14 protein-coding genes are annotated in these 14,968 nt (G+C 62.6%); 10 read left to right on the top strand and 4 right to left on the bottom strand.

The genetic code is table 11. The features are described 5' to 3' along the window. Nucleotide 1: 1 nt before the first annotated feature. From HWE04_RS06510 to HWE04_RS06495, 4 genes are all read right to left on the bottom strand, one after another. Nucleotides 2-961, bottom strand: coding sequence for an ABC transporter substrate-binding protein (locus HWE04_RS06510; protein WP_006462389.1), 960 nt, complete (start codon nucleotides 959-961; stop codon nucleotides 2-4). 133 nt (nucleotides 962-1,094) lie between these two features. Further along, nucleotides 1,095-2,282, bottom strand: coding sequence for an acyl-CoA dehydrogenase family protein (locus tag HWE04_RS06505; RefSeq protein WP_006462390.1), 1,188 nt, complete (start codon nucleotides 2,280-2,282; stop codon nucleotides 1,095-1,097). A gap of 497 nt (nucleotides 2,283-2,779) precedes the next feature. After that, nucleotides 2,780-3,220, bottom strand: coding sequence for an MchS3 family protein (mchS3, locus tag HWE04_RS06500; RefSeq protein ID WP_241811905.1), 441 nt, complete (start codon nucleotides 3,218-3,220; stop codon nucleotides 2,780-2,782). Between the two features lie 182 nt (nucleotides 3,221-3,402). Next, nucleotides 3,403-5,523 (bottom strand): TonB-dependent siderophore receptor, encoded by a 2,121-nt coding sequence (locus HWE04_RS06495; RefSeq protein ID WP_241811904.1) that lies wholly within the window; start codon nucleotides 5,521-5,523, stop codon nucleotides 3,403-3,405. A gap of 374 nt (nucleotides 5,524-5,897) precedes the next feature. Here HWE04_RS06495 and HWE04_RS06490 point away from each other — a divergent pair, with 374 nt between their 5' ends. From HWE04_RS06490 to HWE04_RS06445, 10 genes are all read left to right on the top strand, one after another. Then, nucleotides 5,898-7,025: a LacI family DNA-binding transcriptional regulator gene (locus HWE04_RS06490; protein ID WP_241811903.1), complete on the top strand. Its 1,128-nt coding sequence runs from the start codon at nucleotides 5,898-5,900 to the stop codon at nucleotides 7,023-7,025. Between the two features lie 258 nt (nucleotides 7,026-7,283). Next, on the top strand, nucleotides 7,284-8,087 hold the full coding sequence (locus HWE04_RS06485; protein ID WP_006462394.1) for a transporter substrate-binding domain-containing protein: 804 nt from the start codon (nucleotides 7,284-7,286) through the stop codon (nucleotides 8,085-8,087). A 150-nt stretch (nucleotides 8,088-8,237) separates the two neighbouring features. Further along, nucleotides 8,238-8,933 (top strand): amino acid ABC transporter permease, encoded by a 696-nt coding sequence (locus HWE04_RS06480; RefSeq protein WP_006462395.1) that lies wholly within the window; start codon nucleotides 8,238-8,240, stop codon nucleotides 8,931-8,933. Beyond that, nucleotides 8,933-9,583 (top strand): amino acid ABC transporter permease, encoded by a 651-nt coding sequence (locus tag HWE04_RS06475; protein ID WP_006462396.1) that lies wholly within the window; start codon nucleotides 8,933-8,935, stop codon nucleotides 9,581-9,583. The genes HWE04_RS06480 and HWE04_RS06475 overlap by 1 nt, the downstream gene beginning before the upstream one ends. Next, nucleotides 9,570-10,304, top strand: coding sequence for an amino acid ABC transporter ATP-binding protein (locus HWE04_RS06470; RefSeq protein WP_006462397.1), 735 nt, complete (start codon nucleotides 9,570-9,572; stop codon nucleotides 10,302-10,304). The genes HWE04_RS06475 and HWE04_RS06470 overlap by 14 nt, the downstream gene beginning before the upstream one ends. Further along, entirely contained in the window at nucleotides 10,301-11,044 is a 744-nt protein-coding gene (locus HWE04_RS06465; RefSeq protein WP_006462398.1) for a sugar phosphate isomerase/epimerase family protein, read from the top strand. Before HWE04_RS06470 ends, HWE04_RS06465 begins: the two co-directional genes overlap by 4 nt. 11 nt (nucleotides 11,045-11,055) lie before the next feature. Then, nucleotides 11,056-12,000 carry a sugar kinase gene (locus tag HWE04_RS06460; protein WP_274620064.1) on the top strand — a complete coding sequence of 315 codons (945 nt, stop codon included), beginning with the start codon at nucleotides 11,056-11,058 and terminating at the stop codon, nucleotides 11,998-12,000. A gap of 35 nt (nucleotides 12,001-12,035) precedes the next feature. Beyond that, nucleotides 12,036-12,995, top strand: a complete 960-nt coding sequence (locus tag HWE04_RS06455; protein WP_006462400.1) for a 2-hydroxyacid dehydrogenase — start codon at nucleotides 12,036-12,038, stop codon at nucleotides 12,993-12,995. Between the two features lie 220 nt (nucleotides 12,996-13,215). After that, nucleotides 13,216-13,971: an electron transfer flavoprotein subunit beta/FixA family protein gene (locus HWE04_RS06450; protein WP_006462401.1), complete on the top strand. Its 756-nt coding sequence runs from the start codon at nucleotides 13,216-13,218 to the stop codon at nucleotides 13,969-13,971. Nucleotides 13,972-13,973: 2 nt separating this feature from the next. Further along, nucleotides 13,974-14,903, top strand: a complete 930-nt coding sequence (locus HWE04_RS06445; RefSeq protein ID WP_006462402.1) for an electron transfer flavoprotein subunit alpha/FixB family protein — start codon at nucleotides 13,974-13,976, stop codon at nucleotides 14,901-14,903. Nucleotides 14,904-14,968 lie beyond the last annotated feature (65 nt).

Here is a 14,968-nt window from a genome sequence, read left to right as displayed (position 1 = left end):
CTTACCCCTTGTAGAAGCCGCGCTGCAGTACCTTGCTCATGTCCACCGGCGCCTTGATGGCCTGCTTGGAGAGCAGGAAGTCGCCGATGGCGTTGGCGGTCTTGAGATCGGTATCGGTGAAGTCGCGCACCACCGGTTCCATGTCCTTGAGCGAGTTCAGCGTCTGCGGCACCGGGATGCGGGTGACGGCCTGTACCGATTGCGCAGCGCGTGGCGGGTCCTTGCGGGTGATCTCGGCCGCTTCGGCCAGGGCCTTGAGGATATTGCCGGCCACTTCCTTGTTGGCGGCCAGCCAGCCGGCGGTGGCCGAGAGCCACAGCGTGCTGGTATAGCCGACGTCACCACAGGTCATGAGCACATGGCCGCCCTGTTGTACGCCCAGCGTAGGCCACGGTTCCCAGACGAAGTAGGCGTCGATGTCGCCGCGCGCCAGCAGGGCCGGCAGCTCCGGCGGGCCGGAGCGCACCATCTCGATCTTGCTGGCGTCGAGCTTGAGTTGCTTGATGGTCAGGCCGGTGACGTATTCCGAGACCGAGCCGGCGACGATGCCGAACTTCCTGATCTTGTCGGCCGAGGTGATTTCCTTGCGGGCCACCAGCTTGAGGTAGGTCTTGGACTGGTAGGTCACGGCCAGCGGACGCAGCTCGGCGCGCGACAGGCGCACGATGTGCGTGGGTTCGCCGGCACAGCCCAGGTTGACCTGGTTGGCCACCAGCGCGTTGAGCGCCTCGCCGCCATCGGTATAGGACTGCACCGTGACATTGGGGGCGCCGTGCTTGGCGAAGAGCTTCTCGTTGGCCGCCACGAAGAAGGCTGTGAACACGGGATCGGCACCGACGCCGATGGTGACGGGGGCTCCCTGTGCCAGGGCTGGCAGGGCAGGGGCGGCACCTGCGGCGAGCATCGAAGCGGCGCCGAGCAGAAGCTTGCGGCGTTGTGGCGAGACGGTGGAGTGGGTCACGAGCTTGGTCCTCTTTGTAAGGTTGGTGAAACGCCAGTGGAGTTGGCAGGCACAGCAGTAACAAAGGCAAAAACGTCACGGATGCTTGCGGCTGCGGCCGAGGCGCAGGCAAGACTTGGGAAGGGAATGCGCCTTAGCGCTTGATCCCCAGCTTTGCAAAAAGCGCGCCAGCGCTTTCGTAGTTCAGTTCCGACAGTGCGGCGTGCTGGGTGACCACCATCGCATCGCGCACGATGCGTTGCATGCGGTGGGTGCGCTGGATGGCCGCCATGCCGGCTGCCTGGTAGGCGTCGTTGACCACTTCCATCGAGACCCGGGCGGCATAGGTGGCGGAGAGCTTGAGCATCATGTCGATCTCTTCGGTGACGGGATTGCCGGCCACGATCTGTTCCCAGGCCTGTTCGCAGGCGTCGTAGAAGAACATGCGGGCGCTGCGCCACTTGGCTTCGGACAGGCCCAGCTTGATCTTGTAATAGGCGCGATCGGCCAGTCGCAGTGCGCCGGGCATGATCTTGGCGCCGCCGGCCATGTCGGTGACGATGTCCAGCGCGGCGCGGGCCAGGCCGATGTTGACGGCGGCATGCACCTCGGCCTGATAGGCCAGCGCCGGGTAGCGATATAGGGGTTCATCGATCAGGCCGGCGGCACCGCGTGCGCAGGTCCATTCGTGGGCGACGAACTTGTCCTTGAGGCGGGTATCGTGGCTGCCGGTGCCTTGCATGCCGACCACGTTCCAGTTGTCGATGATCTCCACTTCCTGTGCCGGCATGACGGCCATGAGCGCCGGTTTCTGCGTGCCATCATCGGCACCGGTGTTGTCCTTGATGCCCACGCCGATCCAGTCGGCGCCCTTGCAGCCGCTGGCGAAGTGCCAGCGTCCGGTGATTTCCCAGCCGCCGGGGACGGCCTTGGCTTCCTGCAGGGGATAGAGGCCGCCGGCATAGACCTGGTCGGGGCCATCGGCGTAGATCTTGCGTTGTGTTTCAATCGGCAGGGCGGCCAGATAGGTGTTGGCCGACCCGAAGGCGGCGACCCAGCCGGCCGAGCCGTCGGCCTTGGAGATACGCTCGACCATGGCCAGGAAGGCCGCTGGCGCCAGCGCTTCACCGCCGAACTTGCGCGGCGTGCCGCTACGGAAGATGCCGGCCTTCTTCATCGTCGCGACGATGTCGCGCGGCACGTGGCCGAGCTGGTCGAATTCATCCCGACGGGCGGTCACTTCCTCGATGAGGACATCCATTTCGGGGGAGTCCGCATGCGGCGGCGCGGCGGTGACGACTTTCTTCTGGACGGGATAAACATCGAGCGTAATCGAATTCATGGCACACCACTTTGGTTGAAAGAAGGTAGCTGAGTGTCATCCTCGGTCAAAGCAGGGTCAAATTCTATTTAGGAATTGTCCCAATGAATATTAGTAATAATGAGTAGAGCGCTCCGTAATCGCGCACGGCGCCCCTGGCCGGTGCACGGCAATCTGGCGCAAAGCCGCTGTGGTCAAGGAGTTTCCGCTGGTCATGCACCAAACGCGAGAGCGCTGGCGACGTGCGGGGCAAATCATTTACGTTATTTATGGAGCTAATCCGTGGTGCGGATTTGCGTTGGGTGGGAGAGGCTGACTACCATCAATGCCGAGATTGAAATGAACGTCGTTCAGTTTCGTCATAGGCTCCTTCTGGCCTTCTTTTCAGGCGGACTTCGCGAGGAGTTCGCCTGTTTTCTTTCCTGTTCCTCTTTCTTGATGCTTCCCATTTTTCCTGCCGCTGAGAATGCGGGTGGAATGACTTCCTGTTTGCTCTTCTTCGATTTCCCTTCCCACGCTCATCGCCAGTAGGCGTCGTTGCAGCCGGATTCCCCAATCATGCGCAACTGATATTGCAGCGGCTCGCGCTTGAGGATATCGGTACGCAATATGGACACTGACCTGCCGGAAAGACGCAAGGTCCTGGTGAGAGTATCGAACTCGTTCGCAGCCAGCGCACGGATGCCGCAGGCGGCGTAGAGCCTGGCTTCGTCGGTGGCGCCGTCGTCATCGAGCATGCGCCGGAAATCTTCCAACGCGGTGGGGTTTTGCAGGACACGGCGATAACGTTGTTCGCTTTCGCTGATGTGGCCGATGAAGCCGACCTGGCCTAAGGCGAAGACCGAGGTCTGTTTCAAAGCATGGATATCGTCTTCCAGCGCAGTAGTGGGCCATGCGGGAGCCGTCATGGCGATGCTGACAAACGATAGGGACAATGACAGAAGCAGGTGCGGTCTCATTGGTCTTCTTTTCCTTGATTGTCTGGGGCGGGTGTGCATGATGACGCGACCTTGCGCATCAATCGATCTACCCCAGGCATCACGTTAAAAAGCTACAGTTTCTTCGAACAATATGTAGAACGAAAAAAAACGGCCGCTTTTATCAAGCGGCCGTCTTCAATGCGCAGGAATGGACAACGGTCTTAGTACCGATACCCCAGCGTCAGCATCACAGTCCGATCATCCCCCAGCGCCACTGCCCGTGCCAGGCCACCGGCATAGTAGTGGGTGTTGAAGATGTTCTTCACGTTCAGCGCGGCGCGCCAGCGTTCGGCGTTGTAGGCCACGCCGGCATCGGTGAGGACGTAGCCGGGGAGGGTGTAGCCGTTGGTGCGCATCATGCTCTGGCCATGTACGCCACCATTCAATTCCCAACCACTGAGTTCGCCCTTGAGGCGGTAGCGGGCGCTGGCGGTGAAGTTGTGGCGCGGGACGTTGTCCAGCCACTGGCCAACGGTGGTGCTGCGCTGTCCGCCGTCGTCGGTGACGATGGCGGCGGTGTAGGAATAACCGGCATTCAGGCTCAGGCCGTTGCGCAGGTCGGAGGTGATGCTGATCTCGCCGCCTTGCGAACGTTGTTCGCCCACCGCGATGCTGAAGCCGGTGTTGAGCGGATCGCTTACCAGCACGTTGCGGCGGCGCAGGTCGAACACGGCGACGTTGAGGCTGGTGCGGCCTTCGTCGAGATCGAACTTCACGCCTGCTTCCCATTGCTTGCCGGTCTCGGGCTTGAAGGTGCCGCCGCTGACATCGGTGCCGCTGTTGGGATAGAACGAGGTGGCATAGCTGATGTAGGGGCGCACGCCCTGCAGTACCTCGACCATCAGCGCCGCCGAGCCGGTGGTGGCGCTGGACGGGTTGTCGGTGTGGGTGCCGGTGCGCTGGTTGGTGGAATAGGTGGAGGCGTTGTCGTAGCGCAGTCCGGTCAGCAATTGCCAGCGCTGGCCGAAGCTGATCTTGTCGCGTGCATACAGGCCGGTGTCGCGCACCGTGGTGGAGGTGTTGGTGGTGGCCGCGGTGGGGCAGGTCATGCGCGCGCCATAGACCGGGTTATACACATTGAGGGCGGCAATGCTGCAGGTGTAGGACAGGTTGTCTTCGCGGGAATTCAGGTAGTCCGTGCCGAGGGTGATCTCGTGCTTGCCCAGGGCGGTGTTGAAGCTGCGCTGGACGTTGGTGTCCATCGTGAAGGTCTGGCCTTCGAAGGTCTGGTCGGTGGCCTGGCGGGTGAGGTTGCGGCTGGTGCTGGCGAGCGCATTGTTGGTGATGACCTGTCCGCTCATCTCGAACTGCTGGTAGCGCACATTGTTGTTGAGCGTCCAGCCATCGTCGAAGCGGTGTGTCAGGGCATAGCCGATGCGGGTCTCGTTGGCGGCATAGGGGCGCGCACCCGGTTCGCCGATGAAGAGGCTGCGCGGCAGGGCGCCGTTGACGTTGGGGTTGATCGAACCGGACAGCGGCAGGCCTTGCTGGCGCACGTAGCTGCGTTCCTGGTAGCTGGTCAGGATGGTGAAGTCGGTGCGCGCACCCAGGTCCAGCGAGAGCGAAGGAGCGATGTAGCGGTTCTTGAACCAGACGTGGTCGGTGGCGTCGTCCGAATTGGAAATCAGGCCGTTGATGCGGAAGGCCTGCTTGCCGTTCTCCGACAGCGATTTGTTGAGATCCACCGTGGTCTGGTAGAAGTTGTGGCTGCCTGCGGTGACGTCCACGTTGGCGAAGTCCGTTCCCTGCGGGCGCTTGCTGACCATGTTGACCAGCCCGCCCGGCAGCACCAGGCCGTAGAGCAGGGAGCCCGGTCCCTTGAGCACTTCCACCTGCTGCAGCCCGAACAGCTGCTCGGCCACGCGCGAGCTGGCGGTGGTGCGCAAGCCATCGAGGTAGAGCGAATCGGAGGCGACCTGGCCGCGGATGATCAGATCGTCCCAGCCGCGTCGGCCATATTGCTGCGCCACCACACCGGGGACGTTTTCCAGGGCATCGGCCAGGGATACGGCTTGCTGGCTGTCCAGCATGGCGCGGGTGACCACGGAGACCGACTGTGGGGTCTGCGACAGTGGGGTATCGGATTTGTTGACCTGGGTGCGGGTGGCCTTGAACTGGGTGTCGTTCATGCCATCGGCGACCACGTCCACCGTGGGCAGTTGAGACGTTGCGGTAGTGGTGGCGTCATTCGGTGCCGTGACCGGGGCGACAGTCTGGGCGTAAGCACCAGCAGATGAGAATGCGAGCAGGACGGCGAGGGCGCCAGGTGAAAGAGAGGGCATGTTTTCTGATAATAATGAGAATAATTATTATTCATGATATCTCATCTGTGTGCGAAGCAATAGACTTTTCCGGTCTGGCACAAGTGGGCCATGCAGACCCTGTCAGGGCGCAGGCAATGCAGTGCAGCATGGGCAAGGGTGTGCAAGGGGAGGAAGGGGCCTTCCTGACGTTGCAATTTTGCAGCGCGAGCTTGCCGACAGGAAATGCGCGGCGAACTTCATCTCGGCCTGTCAAATTTTTCATGTGAAATTGGTTTGACCAGAACAATCGTGACTGCTATCTTGGAACCGGTTCCAAAAGATTCAAATAAATGAGCAGCCCGGAACCGGAAGCACAAATCAACCCACGCAGTACAACGATTTGGCGGGCAACAGTGAGACAAAGCATCAAGACCGGCACCGACCGGGTCACCATCGCACAGGTTGCGCGGGAGGCCGGGGTGTCCAAGACCAGCGTATCGCGTTACCTGGGCGGCGAGTTCGACGCGCTGTCGGTGCGCCTGCGCGACCAGATCGGCAAGACCATTGCGCGCCTGGGCTATCAGCCCAGCCAGATGGCGCGTGGTCTCAAAGGCGGACGGACGCGGCTCATCGGCATGCTGGTGGCCGATATCCTCAATCCCTATTCGGTGGCGGTGCTGCATGGTGCCGAGGCGGCCTGCCAGAAGCACGGCTACACGCTCATGCTGTGCAATACCGGTAATGACGAGGCACGCGAGAAGCAATCGCTGGCGGCGCTGCATTCCTACAGCGTGGAAGGCCTGCTGTTCAATACGCAGGGGCGCAATGTGACGCCGCTGCGGGAGCTGGGGCAGGCGGCTTTTCCGGTGGTGCTGCTGGATCGCCATGTGGAAGGGTGTGACTTCGACCTGGTGGGCCTGGACAACGTGAAGGCCGCGCAACTTGGCACGCGCCACCTGCTGGCGCAGGGCTATACCGATATCGCGCTGGTGGTGCAGCCGCTGTATGGCGTCAGTTCGCGCCAGGGACGGCAGGCCGGCTTCCTGCAGGCGATGTCGGAGCGGCCCGATTGCCATGGTGAGACGCTGGAAGTGGATGTGGACCAGCCCGGTCATGTGGCCACGGTGCTGCGCGAATTCTTCCTGCGGCGTGCGGCGGCCGGCAGCCAGGGGCGGGTGGCGATCCTGGCCGGCAACGGCATGGTGTCGCTGCAGATCGCGCTGGCCTTGCAGAGCATGAAGCTGCGCTTCCCCGATGATTTGGGGCTGTTGTGCTTCGATGAACTGGCCTGGTCGCCGTTGGTCGGCAGCGGCATCAGTACCATCGAACAACCGACTTACGAAATCGGCTTTACCGCCATCGAGCGCCTGCTGGTACGCATTCAGGGCGAGCGTTCGGTGCGCATGGAACTCCTGCTGGATGGGCGACTGATCCACCGTGGGTCGTCGGCCAGCGTGGCCGAGCATCCAGAGCGCGCCCAGGTGGCAGGCATCAGCGAAAAAATCCACACGACGAACACCCTCCAGTACGCCACAGCCTAGCGTGCGTCTGGAACCGGTACCACCGGCAGTCGAGGAAATACAGGCTACTGGTAAGACCTTAAAACAGGACGGAGGATCAGATGCCGTCGGTGTTCGTCAACAGCAGCAAGCCCGGCCTGGCCGGGTTACAGACCTGATCGCGGGATCAAAGCAGGCACAGGCAATAAAGAGGGGCACAAGAATTCATCCGGCGACCAGCGGGAGGGGTTCCGAGCCAAACGGACTGCCGTCACCACGGCAACTATCGAGGAGACCTACATGAGCATCAAGAAGATTTTCAACGCCAAATTCGTCGCACTGACGCTGGCAGCCGCCTGCGCGGTCGCCGGTGCCGCCAGCGCCAGCGCGCAGAGCATCGCCGAGCTGACCAAGAAGGGCAAGATCACCATCGGTGTGGTGAGCGGCACGCCGCCGTTCGGTTCGGTCGACGCCAAAGGCGTACCCATCGGCTACGACGTGGACGTGGCCAACCTGATCGGCAAGTACCTGGGTCTGCCGGTGGAAATCGTGCCGCTGGTGCCACCGGCCCGTATCCCGGCGCTGGAGTCTGGCAAGGTCGACATGCTGGCCGCGACCCTGGCGCCCACGCCTGAGCGTGCCAAGTCGGTGCTGTTCACGATCCCCTACAGCGGTTTCGAGCTGTCCATCGTTGGCCCGGTCGGTTCCAACTACAAGAAGCTGGACGACCTGGTGAAGAAGAAGGTGGGTGTCTCGCGTGGGTCGACCAACGACACCGCGCTGACCCGCCTGGCGCCTCCGGGTACCGTGCTGGTGCGTTTCGAGGATGACTCCACCGTGACCCAGGCCCTGCTGTCGAACCAGGTCGATGCGATCTCGATTCCCAACACCATGGCCAATGAAATCGTGAAGTCGCGTGGCCAGGGCAAGATCGAAGTCAAGTTCCCGTACTCGGTGCAACCGAACTCGATGACCGTGCGCAAGGGTTCCTACGAGCTGCAGCAGTGGCTCAACAACTTCATCTACTACGTCAAGCTCAATGGCGAACTGGATGCGATCTCGCGCAAGTGGTCCGGCCCGCTGCCGAACCTGCCAGTGTTCTGATGGCTGGTACCGGTTGCGTCGCATCTGACGGAACCGGTCTGGCAGAAGCGGCTGCACGCAAGGCCTGGCCCTGCGGTGCAGCCTGGGTAGAACAGATCACGCGCCGGTCGGGAAGGAACGGCCGGCGCGGGTTTGTGGGAGGAGCACACGATGCATTACGATTTTCAGTTCGCGTTCATCTTCCAGCATCTTGATCAGTTGCTGGTTGGCGCGCTGCTCACCATACGCTTGAGCGCGCTGTCGATGATCTGCGGTTTGGCGGTGGGTATCTTCGGCGCCATCATTTCCATCCACGGCAGCGCGCCGGCGCGCTTTGCGGTCACGTCCTATGTGGAACTGATCCGCAGCACGCCTTTCCTGGTGCAGCTGTTCATCATCTTCTTCGGCCTGCCTTCGATCGGGGTGCAGGTCGATGCCAACATTGCCGCGCTGGTGGCGATGACGGTCAACCTCGGGGCCTATTCGACCGAGATCGTACGGGCCGGCATGATGGCCATCCATCCCTCGCAGATCGAGGCGGCGCAGGCGCTGGCCATGACGCGCGGGCAGGTGATCCGCCACGTGGTGCTCACGCCCGCGCTGGAAAAGGTCTATCCGGCCCTGGCCAGCCAGTTCACGCTGATGATGCTGGCCTCCAGTATCGTCTCGGCGATTTCGGCGGAAGAACTCACGGCCACGGCCAACCTGCTGGACGCCGAGACCTTCCGCAGCTTCGAGATCTACCTGGTGGTGATGGTGCTCTACATCCTGCTGGCATTGCTGTTCCGACTGGCCTTCTGGCTGATCGGCCTGGTGGTCTTCAAACGCCGTCGCCGTCTGGGCGTGGCGCGTCCGAGGAGAATGTAATGCTCGCCGAATTTTCCCTTGATAACTTCATCTTCCTGCTGGAAGCGGCGCAGTGGACGCTGTTGCTGTCGGTGCTGGCCTTCGTGGGCGGTGGCATCGCCGGCTTCATCGTGGCGCTGATGCGCACTTCCCATATCGGCGCGCTGCGCGTGCTCTCGACGGTCTATATCCAGATCATCCAGGGCACGCCGGTGCTGATCATCCTGTTCCTGTCCTTCTACGGGCTGGCGATCTTCGGTTACAAGCTGCCGCCGATGGTGGCGGCCACCATCGCCATGACGATCTACTCCAGCGCCTACCTGGGCGAGATCTGGCGTGGTTGTATCGAGGCCGTGCCGGTGCAGCAGTGGGAAGCCTCGACCGCGCTGGCGATGACCCGCTGGCAGCAGTTGCGCTACGTGATCCTGCCGCAGGCGGTGCGCATTTCGCTGCCGCCCACCGTGGGCTTCCTGGTGCAGATCGTCAAGAACACTTCGATCGCCTCCATCATCGGTCTGGTGGAACTGGCCCAGGCCGGCAAGCTGGTCAGCAATGCGACCTTCCAGCCCTTCCTGGTCTTCCCCATCGTGGCCGGTATCTACTTCGTTTTCTGCTATCCGCTGTCGCGCTTCAGCTTTGCCTTAGAGAGGAAATTACATGCCCATCGTTGAAATTGACAACATCACCAAGCGCTTCGGCAGCAACCAGGTGTTGAACGGCATTTCGCTGTCGGTCGAGCGCGGCCAGGTGGTGGCCATCATCGGCCGTTCCGGGTCCGGCAAGAGTACCATGCTGCGTTGCATCAACGGCCTGGAGACCATCGACGGCGGCAGCATCACCGTGGCCGGCCACAAGCTGACCAACAAGCACGAACACCTGATCGAGCTGCGCAAGGATGTGGGTATGGTGTTCCAGCATTACAATCTCTTCCCGCACCTGACCGTGGAGGAGAACATCATGTTGTCACCCCGCATCGTGAAGAAGACCGCCACCGAGACTGCCCGCGAGACCGCCATCAAGGTCTTGAAGCAGGTCGGCCTGGACCACAAGCGCGATGCCTATCCGGAGCAGCTTTCGGGTGGTCAGCAGCAGCGCGTGGCGATTGCCCGCTCGCTGGCCATGGAGCCGCAGGTGATGCTGTTCGACGAGGTGACCTCGGCGCTGGACCCGGAACTGACGGCCGAAGTGCTGAAGGTGATGGAAGAGCTGGCCCGTGGCGGCATGACCATGCTGCTGGTGACGCACGAGATGGAGTTTGCGCGCCGCGTGGCGGACCTGACGGTCTTCATGCACCAGGGCAAGGTGTGGGAGGCGCGCCCGTCCAAGGAGTTCTTCGCCGATCCGCAGACGCCGGAGGCCAAGCAGTTCATCGGTGCGGGAGCCATCAAGTGAGCCCGGTCCTGGTCGCTGCTTCGGCCTATGGCGCCGACCTGGTGCGACGGGTCGGCCATGCCGATCTGGTGCCGATGGTGGCGGCGGCCGGGGCGGCAGGCCTGGAGATACGACGCGAGCTCTTCGATGGTCCGCAGGACCTGACGGCGCTGCGTGCGCTGCTGGCGCAGCACAAGCTGTTCGCGGTGTATTCGGTGCCGCTGGAGCTGTTCGGCGCCGATGGCCGTTTTGACCACGAACAGATGACCCAGGCGATGGCCGAGGCCGAAGAGGTGGGGGCGCGTTTCCTGAAGGTGTCGCTGGGGCATTTCTCGGCGGGCAGCGATCTGCAGTCGCTGTTGCGCTTCCTCTCGCATGCCCCCATCGAAGTGCTGCTGGAAAACGACCAGACCCCGCAAGGTGGCCGGCTGGAGCCCATCGTCAGCTTCCTGGCGCTGTGCACCGGCAATGGCTATGCCTTTGGCATGACGTTCGACATGGGTAACTGGCGCTGGCAGGGTGTCGATCCCGAGACCGCCGCGCGCTCGCTGGCGCCGCACGTGCGTTACGTGCATTGCAAGGGCGTGCAGGAGGATCGCGGCAAGCTCAAGGCAGTGCCGCTGCAGGCACAGGACAGCCACTGGCAGGCCATGCTGGCGCATTTCCCCACGGGCATCCTGCGGGCCATCGAATTCCCCCTGGTGGGCAGCGATCTGGAAGAGACCACGCGCCGCCATGTCGCCATGCTGGCGGCAGTCTGAGGACAACAACAATGACGATGCAACTGGATGTAGTGACCTGGGGTGAAGCCCTGGCACTGCTGGTGGCCGATGAGGTCGGCCCCTTCGAGGAAGTGGAAAAATACACGCGCCGCCTGGCCGGGGCCGAGACCAATGTAGCCATCGGGCTGGCGCGCCTGGGCCTGAAGGTGGGCTGGGCCAGCCGGGTGGGCAATGATGCCTTCGGGCGCTTCATCCGCCAGCGGGTGGCGCAGGAGGGCGTGGATGTCAGCCGTGTGCTGACCGACAGTGAATTCCGTACCGCCATCCAGTTGAAGGCCAAGGCCGTGGATGGGGCCGATCCGGCCATCGAGTATTACCGCAAGGGCTCGGCGGCCAGTCATCTGTCGCTGGCCGATTTCGATGCCGACTACTTCGGCGCGGCGCGGCACTTGCATGCCACCGGCATTGCACCGGCCCTGTCGGCCACGACCATGGCGTTTGCCCATCATGCGATGGATTTCATGCGCAGCCAGGGCAAGACGATTTCCTTCGACCCCAACCTGCGGCCCATGCTGTGGTCTTCGCAGGAAGTGATGGCCCAGCAGTTGAATGCGCTGGCCTTCAAGGCTGACTGGGTGTTGCCGGGCCTGGCCGAGGGCCGGATTCTGACCGGCCACAGCGAGGCGCGCGATATCGCCGCCTTCTATCTGGAACGTGGCGTGCAGATGGTGGTCATCAAGCTCGGTGCGGAAGGCGCCTACTGGCGCAATGCGCAGGGCGAGGGCAGGGTGGCCGGCGTCGCGGTCAAGGAAGTGGTCGATACCGTGGGCGCCGGTGACGGCTTTGCCGTGGGCGTGATCAGTGGCATGCTGGAAGGCTTGCCGGTGGAGCAGGCAGTGATGCGGGGCAACCGCATCGGTGCCTTCGCCATCCAGGTGGTGGGCGATATGGAAGGCCTGCCGACACGGGCCGAGCTGGAGGCGGCTTCGGCCTAGTTTCTTCCGGCGGGTTTTAATACACAGGGATAACGATGAAGCAGCGTGTAGTGGTCTACAAGAAATTGCCCGAAGCGTTGGCGCAGCGCCTGCAGTCGGAGTTTGACGTGAGCTGGTTCGACCGCGTCACCGAGGCCAATCGCGCCGACTTCATCGCCGCGCTCAAGACCGCGCACGGCATGATCGGGGCCAGCCTGCCGATCACCAATGCCATGCTGGAGGGGGCGCCGGAGTTGAAGATCGCCTCCACCATCTCGGTCGGGGTGGACAATTTCGACCTGGAGTATTTCCGCCAGCGCGGCCTGATGCTGGCGCATACGCCCGGCGTGCTGACCGAGGCGACCGCCGACACCATCTTTGCCCTGATCCTGTCTACCGCCCGCCGGGTGGTGGAGCTGGCCGGGTACGTCAAGGCCGGTCAGTGGAAGGGCAGTATCGGCGAGGCCCAGTTCGGCGTGAACGTGCACGGCAAGACCCTCGGCCTGATCGGCATGGGACGCATCGGCAGCGCGGTGGCGCGCCGGGCGCATCATGGTTTCGGCATGCCCATCCTGTATCACAATACCCGCCCCAATCCCGAGGCCGAGCGTGAACTCGATGCGCGCTATGTCAGCAAGGAAGAGCTGCTGGCGCAGGCCGACTTCGTCTGCCTGATGCTGCCGTTGACGCCCGCCACCGAGCGCATGATCGGCGCGCGCGAATTCGGGATGATGAAGCGCAGTGCCATCTTCATCAATGCCTCGCGAGGCCGTATCGTCGATGAGGCCGCGCTGATCCGCGCGCTGCAGGACAAGACCATCTACGGCGCCGGCCTGGATGTGTTCGAGGTCGAGCCGCTGCCGGTCGAGTCGCCCCTGCTGACATTGTCGAACGTGGTGGCCTTGCCTCACATCGGTTCGGCCACCCACGAAACGCGCCTGGCCATGGCCGAACTGGCCGTCACTAACCTGATTGCCGGCCTGCGCGGCGAACCGGTTCCCCACCTGGCAGTCTGATCCCCACGGATATTGCCCGCAGGCACAGCCCGGGCGATTCCGCTGCATGAAGTTTTTTTCACTTGCGAAGCATTTCCTCTTCCGTTCACGTGAATCTTTGGTGTATGCTGCGAACATTAAAAAGAACGATCGTGCTAAAAAACGGTAGGCAGTTCGTTTTGCTTTTATAATCCTGCGGAAGTTTACGTTTACGTCAATTCCTTTTTGCAAGGGCCATGCGATGAAAGTATTAGTACCAGTCAAGCGCGTCGTGGATTACAACGTCAAGGTGCGCGTCAAGAGCGACGGCAGCGGCGTCGATATCGCCAACGTCAAGATGTCGATGAACCCGTTTGACGAAATCGCGGTGGAAGAAGCCGTCCGCCTGAAAGAAGGCGGCAAGGTCACCGAGGTGATCGCCGTCTCGGCCGGCGTGACCCAGTGCCAGGAAACCCTGCGCACCGCCATGGCCATTGGCGCCGATCGCGGCATCCTGGCTGAAGTCGGTGCCGATGTGGAACTGCAACCGCTGGCCGTGGCCAAGATCCTCAAGGCGCTGGCCGAGAAGGAACAGCCGCAGCTGATCATCCTGGGCAAGCAGGCCATCGACGATGACTGCAACCAGACCGGCCAGATGCTGGCGGCCCTGCTGGGCTGGCCGCAAGCCACCTTCGCCTCCAAGGTCGTGCTGGAAGACGGCAAGGTCAGCGTGACCCGCGAAGTGGACGGCGGCCTGGAGACCCTGGCCCTGACCCTGCCGGCCATCATCACTACCGACCTGCGCCTGAACGAGCCGCGTTATGTGACGCTGCCCAACATCATGAAGGCCAAGAAGAAGCAGCTGGACACCGTCAAGCCCGAGGAGCTGGGCGTGGACGTCACCCCGCGCGTGAAGACGCTCAAGGTCACCGAGCCGGCCAAGCGCAGCGCCGGCGTGAAGGTGCCGGATGTCGCGACCCTGGTCGCCAAACTGAAAAATGAAGCCAAGGTGATCTGATCATGACCGCACTCGTTATTGCTGAACACGACAACGCCAGCCTCAAGGGCAGCACCCTCAACACCATCACTGCCGCCGTGCAGGCCGGTGGTGACGTCCACGTGCTGGTGGCCGGTTCCAATGCCAAGGCCGTGGCCGATGCCGCTGCGCAAGTCGCCGGTGTGGCCAAGGTCCTGTTGGCCGATGGCGCGCAATTCGCCGATGGTCTGGCCGAGAACGTGGCCGAACAGGTCCTGGCCATTGCCAAGGACTACAGCCACATCCTGGCGCCCGCCACCGCCTACGGCAAGAACATCCTGCCGCGCGTGGCCGCCCGCCTGGACGTGGGCCAGATTTCCGACATCACCAAGGTGGAGTCGGCCGATACCTTCGAGCGTCCCATCTACGCCGGCAACGCCATCGCGACCGTGCAGTCGATCGACCCGATCAAGGTCATCACCGTGCGTACCACCGGTTTCGATCCGGCTGCACAGGGTGGCTCGGCCGCCGTGGAGAGCATTGCGGCGGTGGCCGATTCGGGCAAGTCCAGCTTCGTCGGCCGTGAGGTCGCCAAGTCGGATCGTCCGGAACTGACGGCCGCCAAGATCATCGTCTCCGGTGGTCGTGGCATGGGCTCATCGGAAAGCTTCAAGATCCTGGAGCCGCTGGCCGACAAGTTGAACGCCGCCATGGGGGCCTCCCGCGCCGCCGTCGATGCAGGTTACGTGCCCAATGACTGGCAGGTTGGCCAGACCGGCAAGATCGTGGCGCCGCAGCTGTACATCGCCGTCGGTATCTCCGGCGCCATCCAGCATCTGGCCGGGATGAAGGATTCCAAGGTCATCGTCGCCATCAACAAGGACGAGGAAGCGCCGATCTTCTCGGTGGCTGATTACGGCCTGGTGGGTGACCTCTTCGAGGTCGTGCCGGAGCTGGTCAAGCAGCTCGGTTGATCACAACGTACCGTAGTTTTCGCCCCGGCTTTCGCCGGGGTGTTTTCATGCAAGCAAGGAATGCC

This window comes from Herbaspirillum sp. C7C2 (genome assembly GCF_022627865.1).
GTDB classification, from domain to species: Bacteria; Pseudomonadota; Gammaproteobacteria; order Burkholderiales; family Burkholderiaceae_D; genus Herbaspirillum; species Herbaspirillum frisingense.
This window is presented reverse-complemented; position numbering and strand designations above follow the sequence as displayed.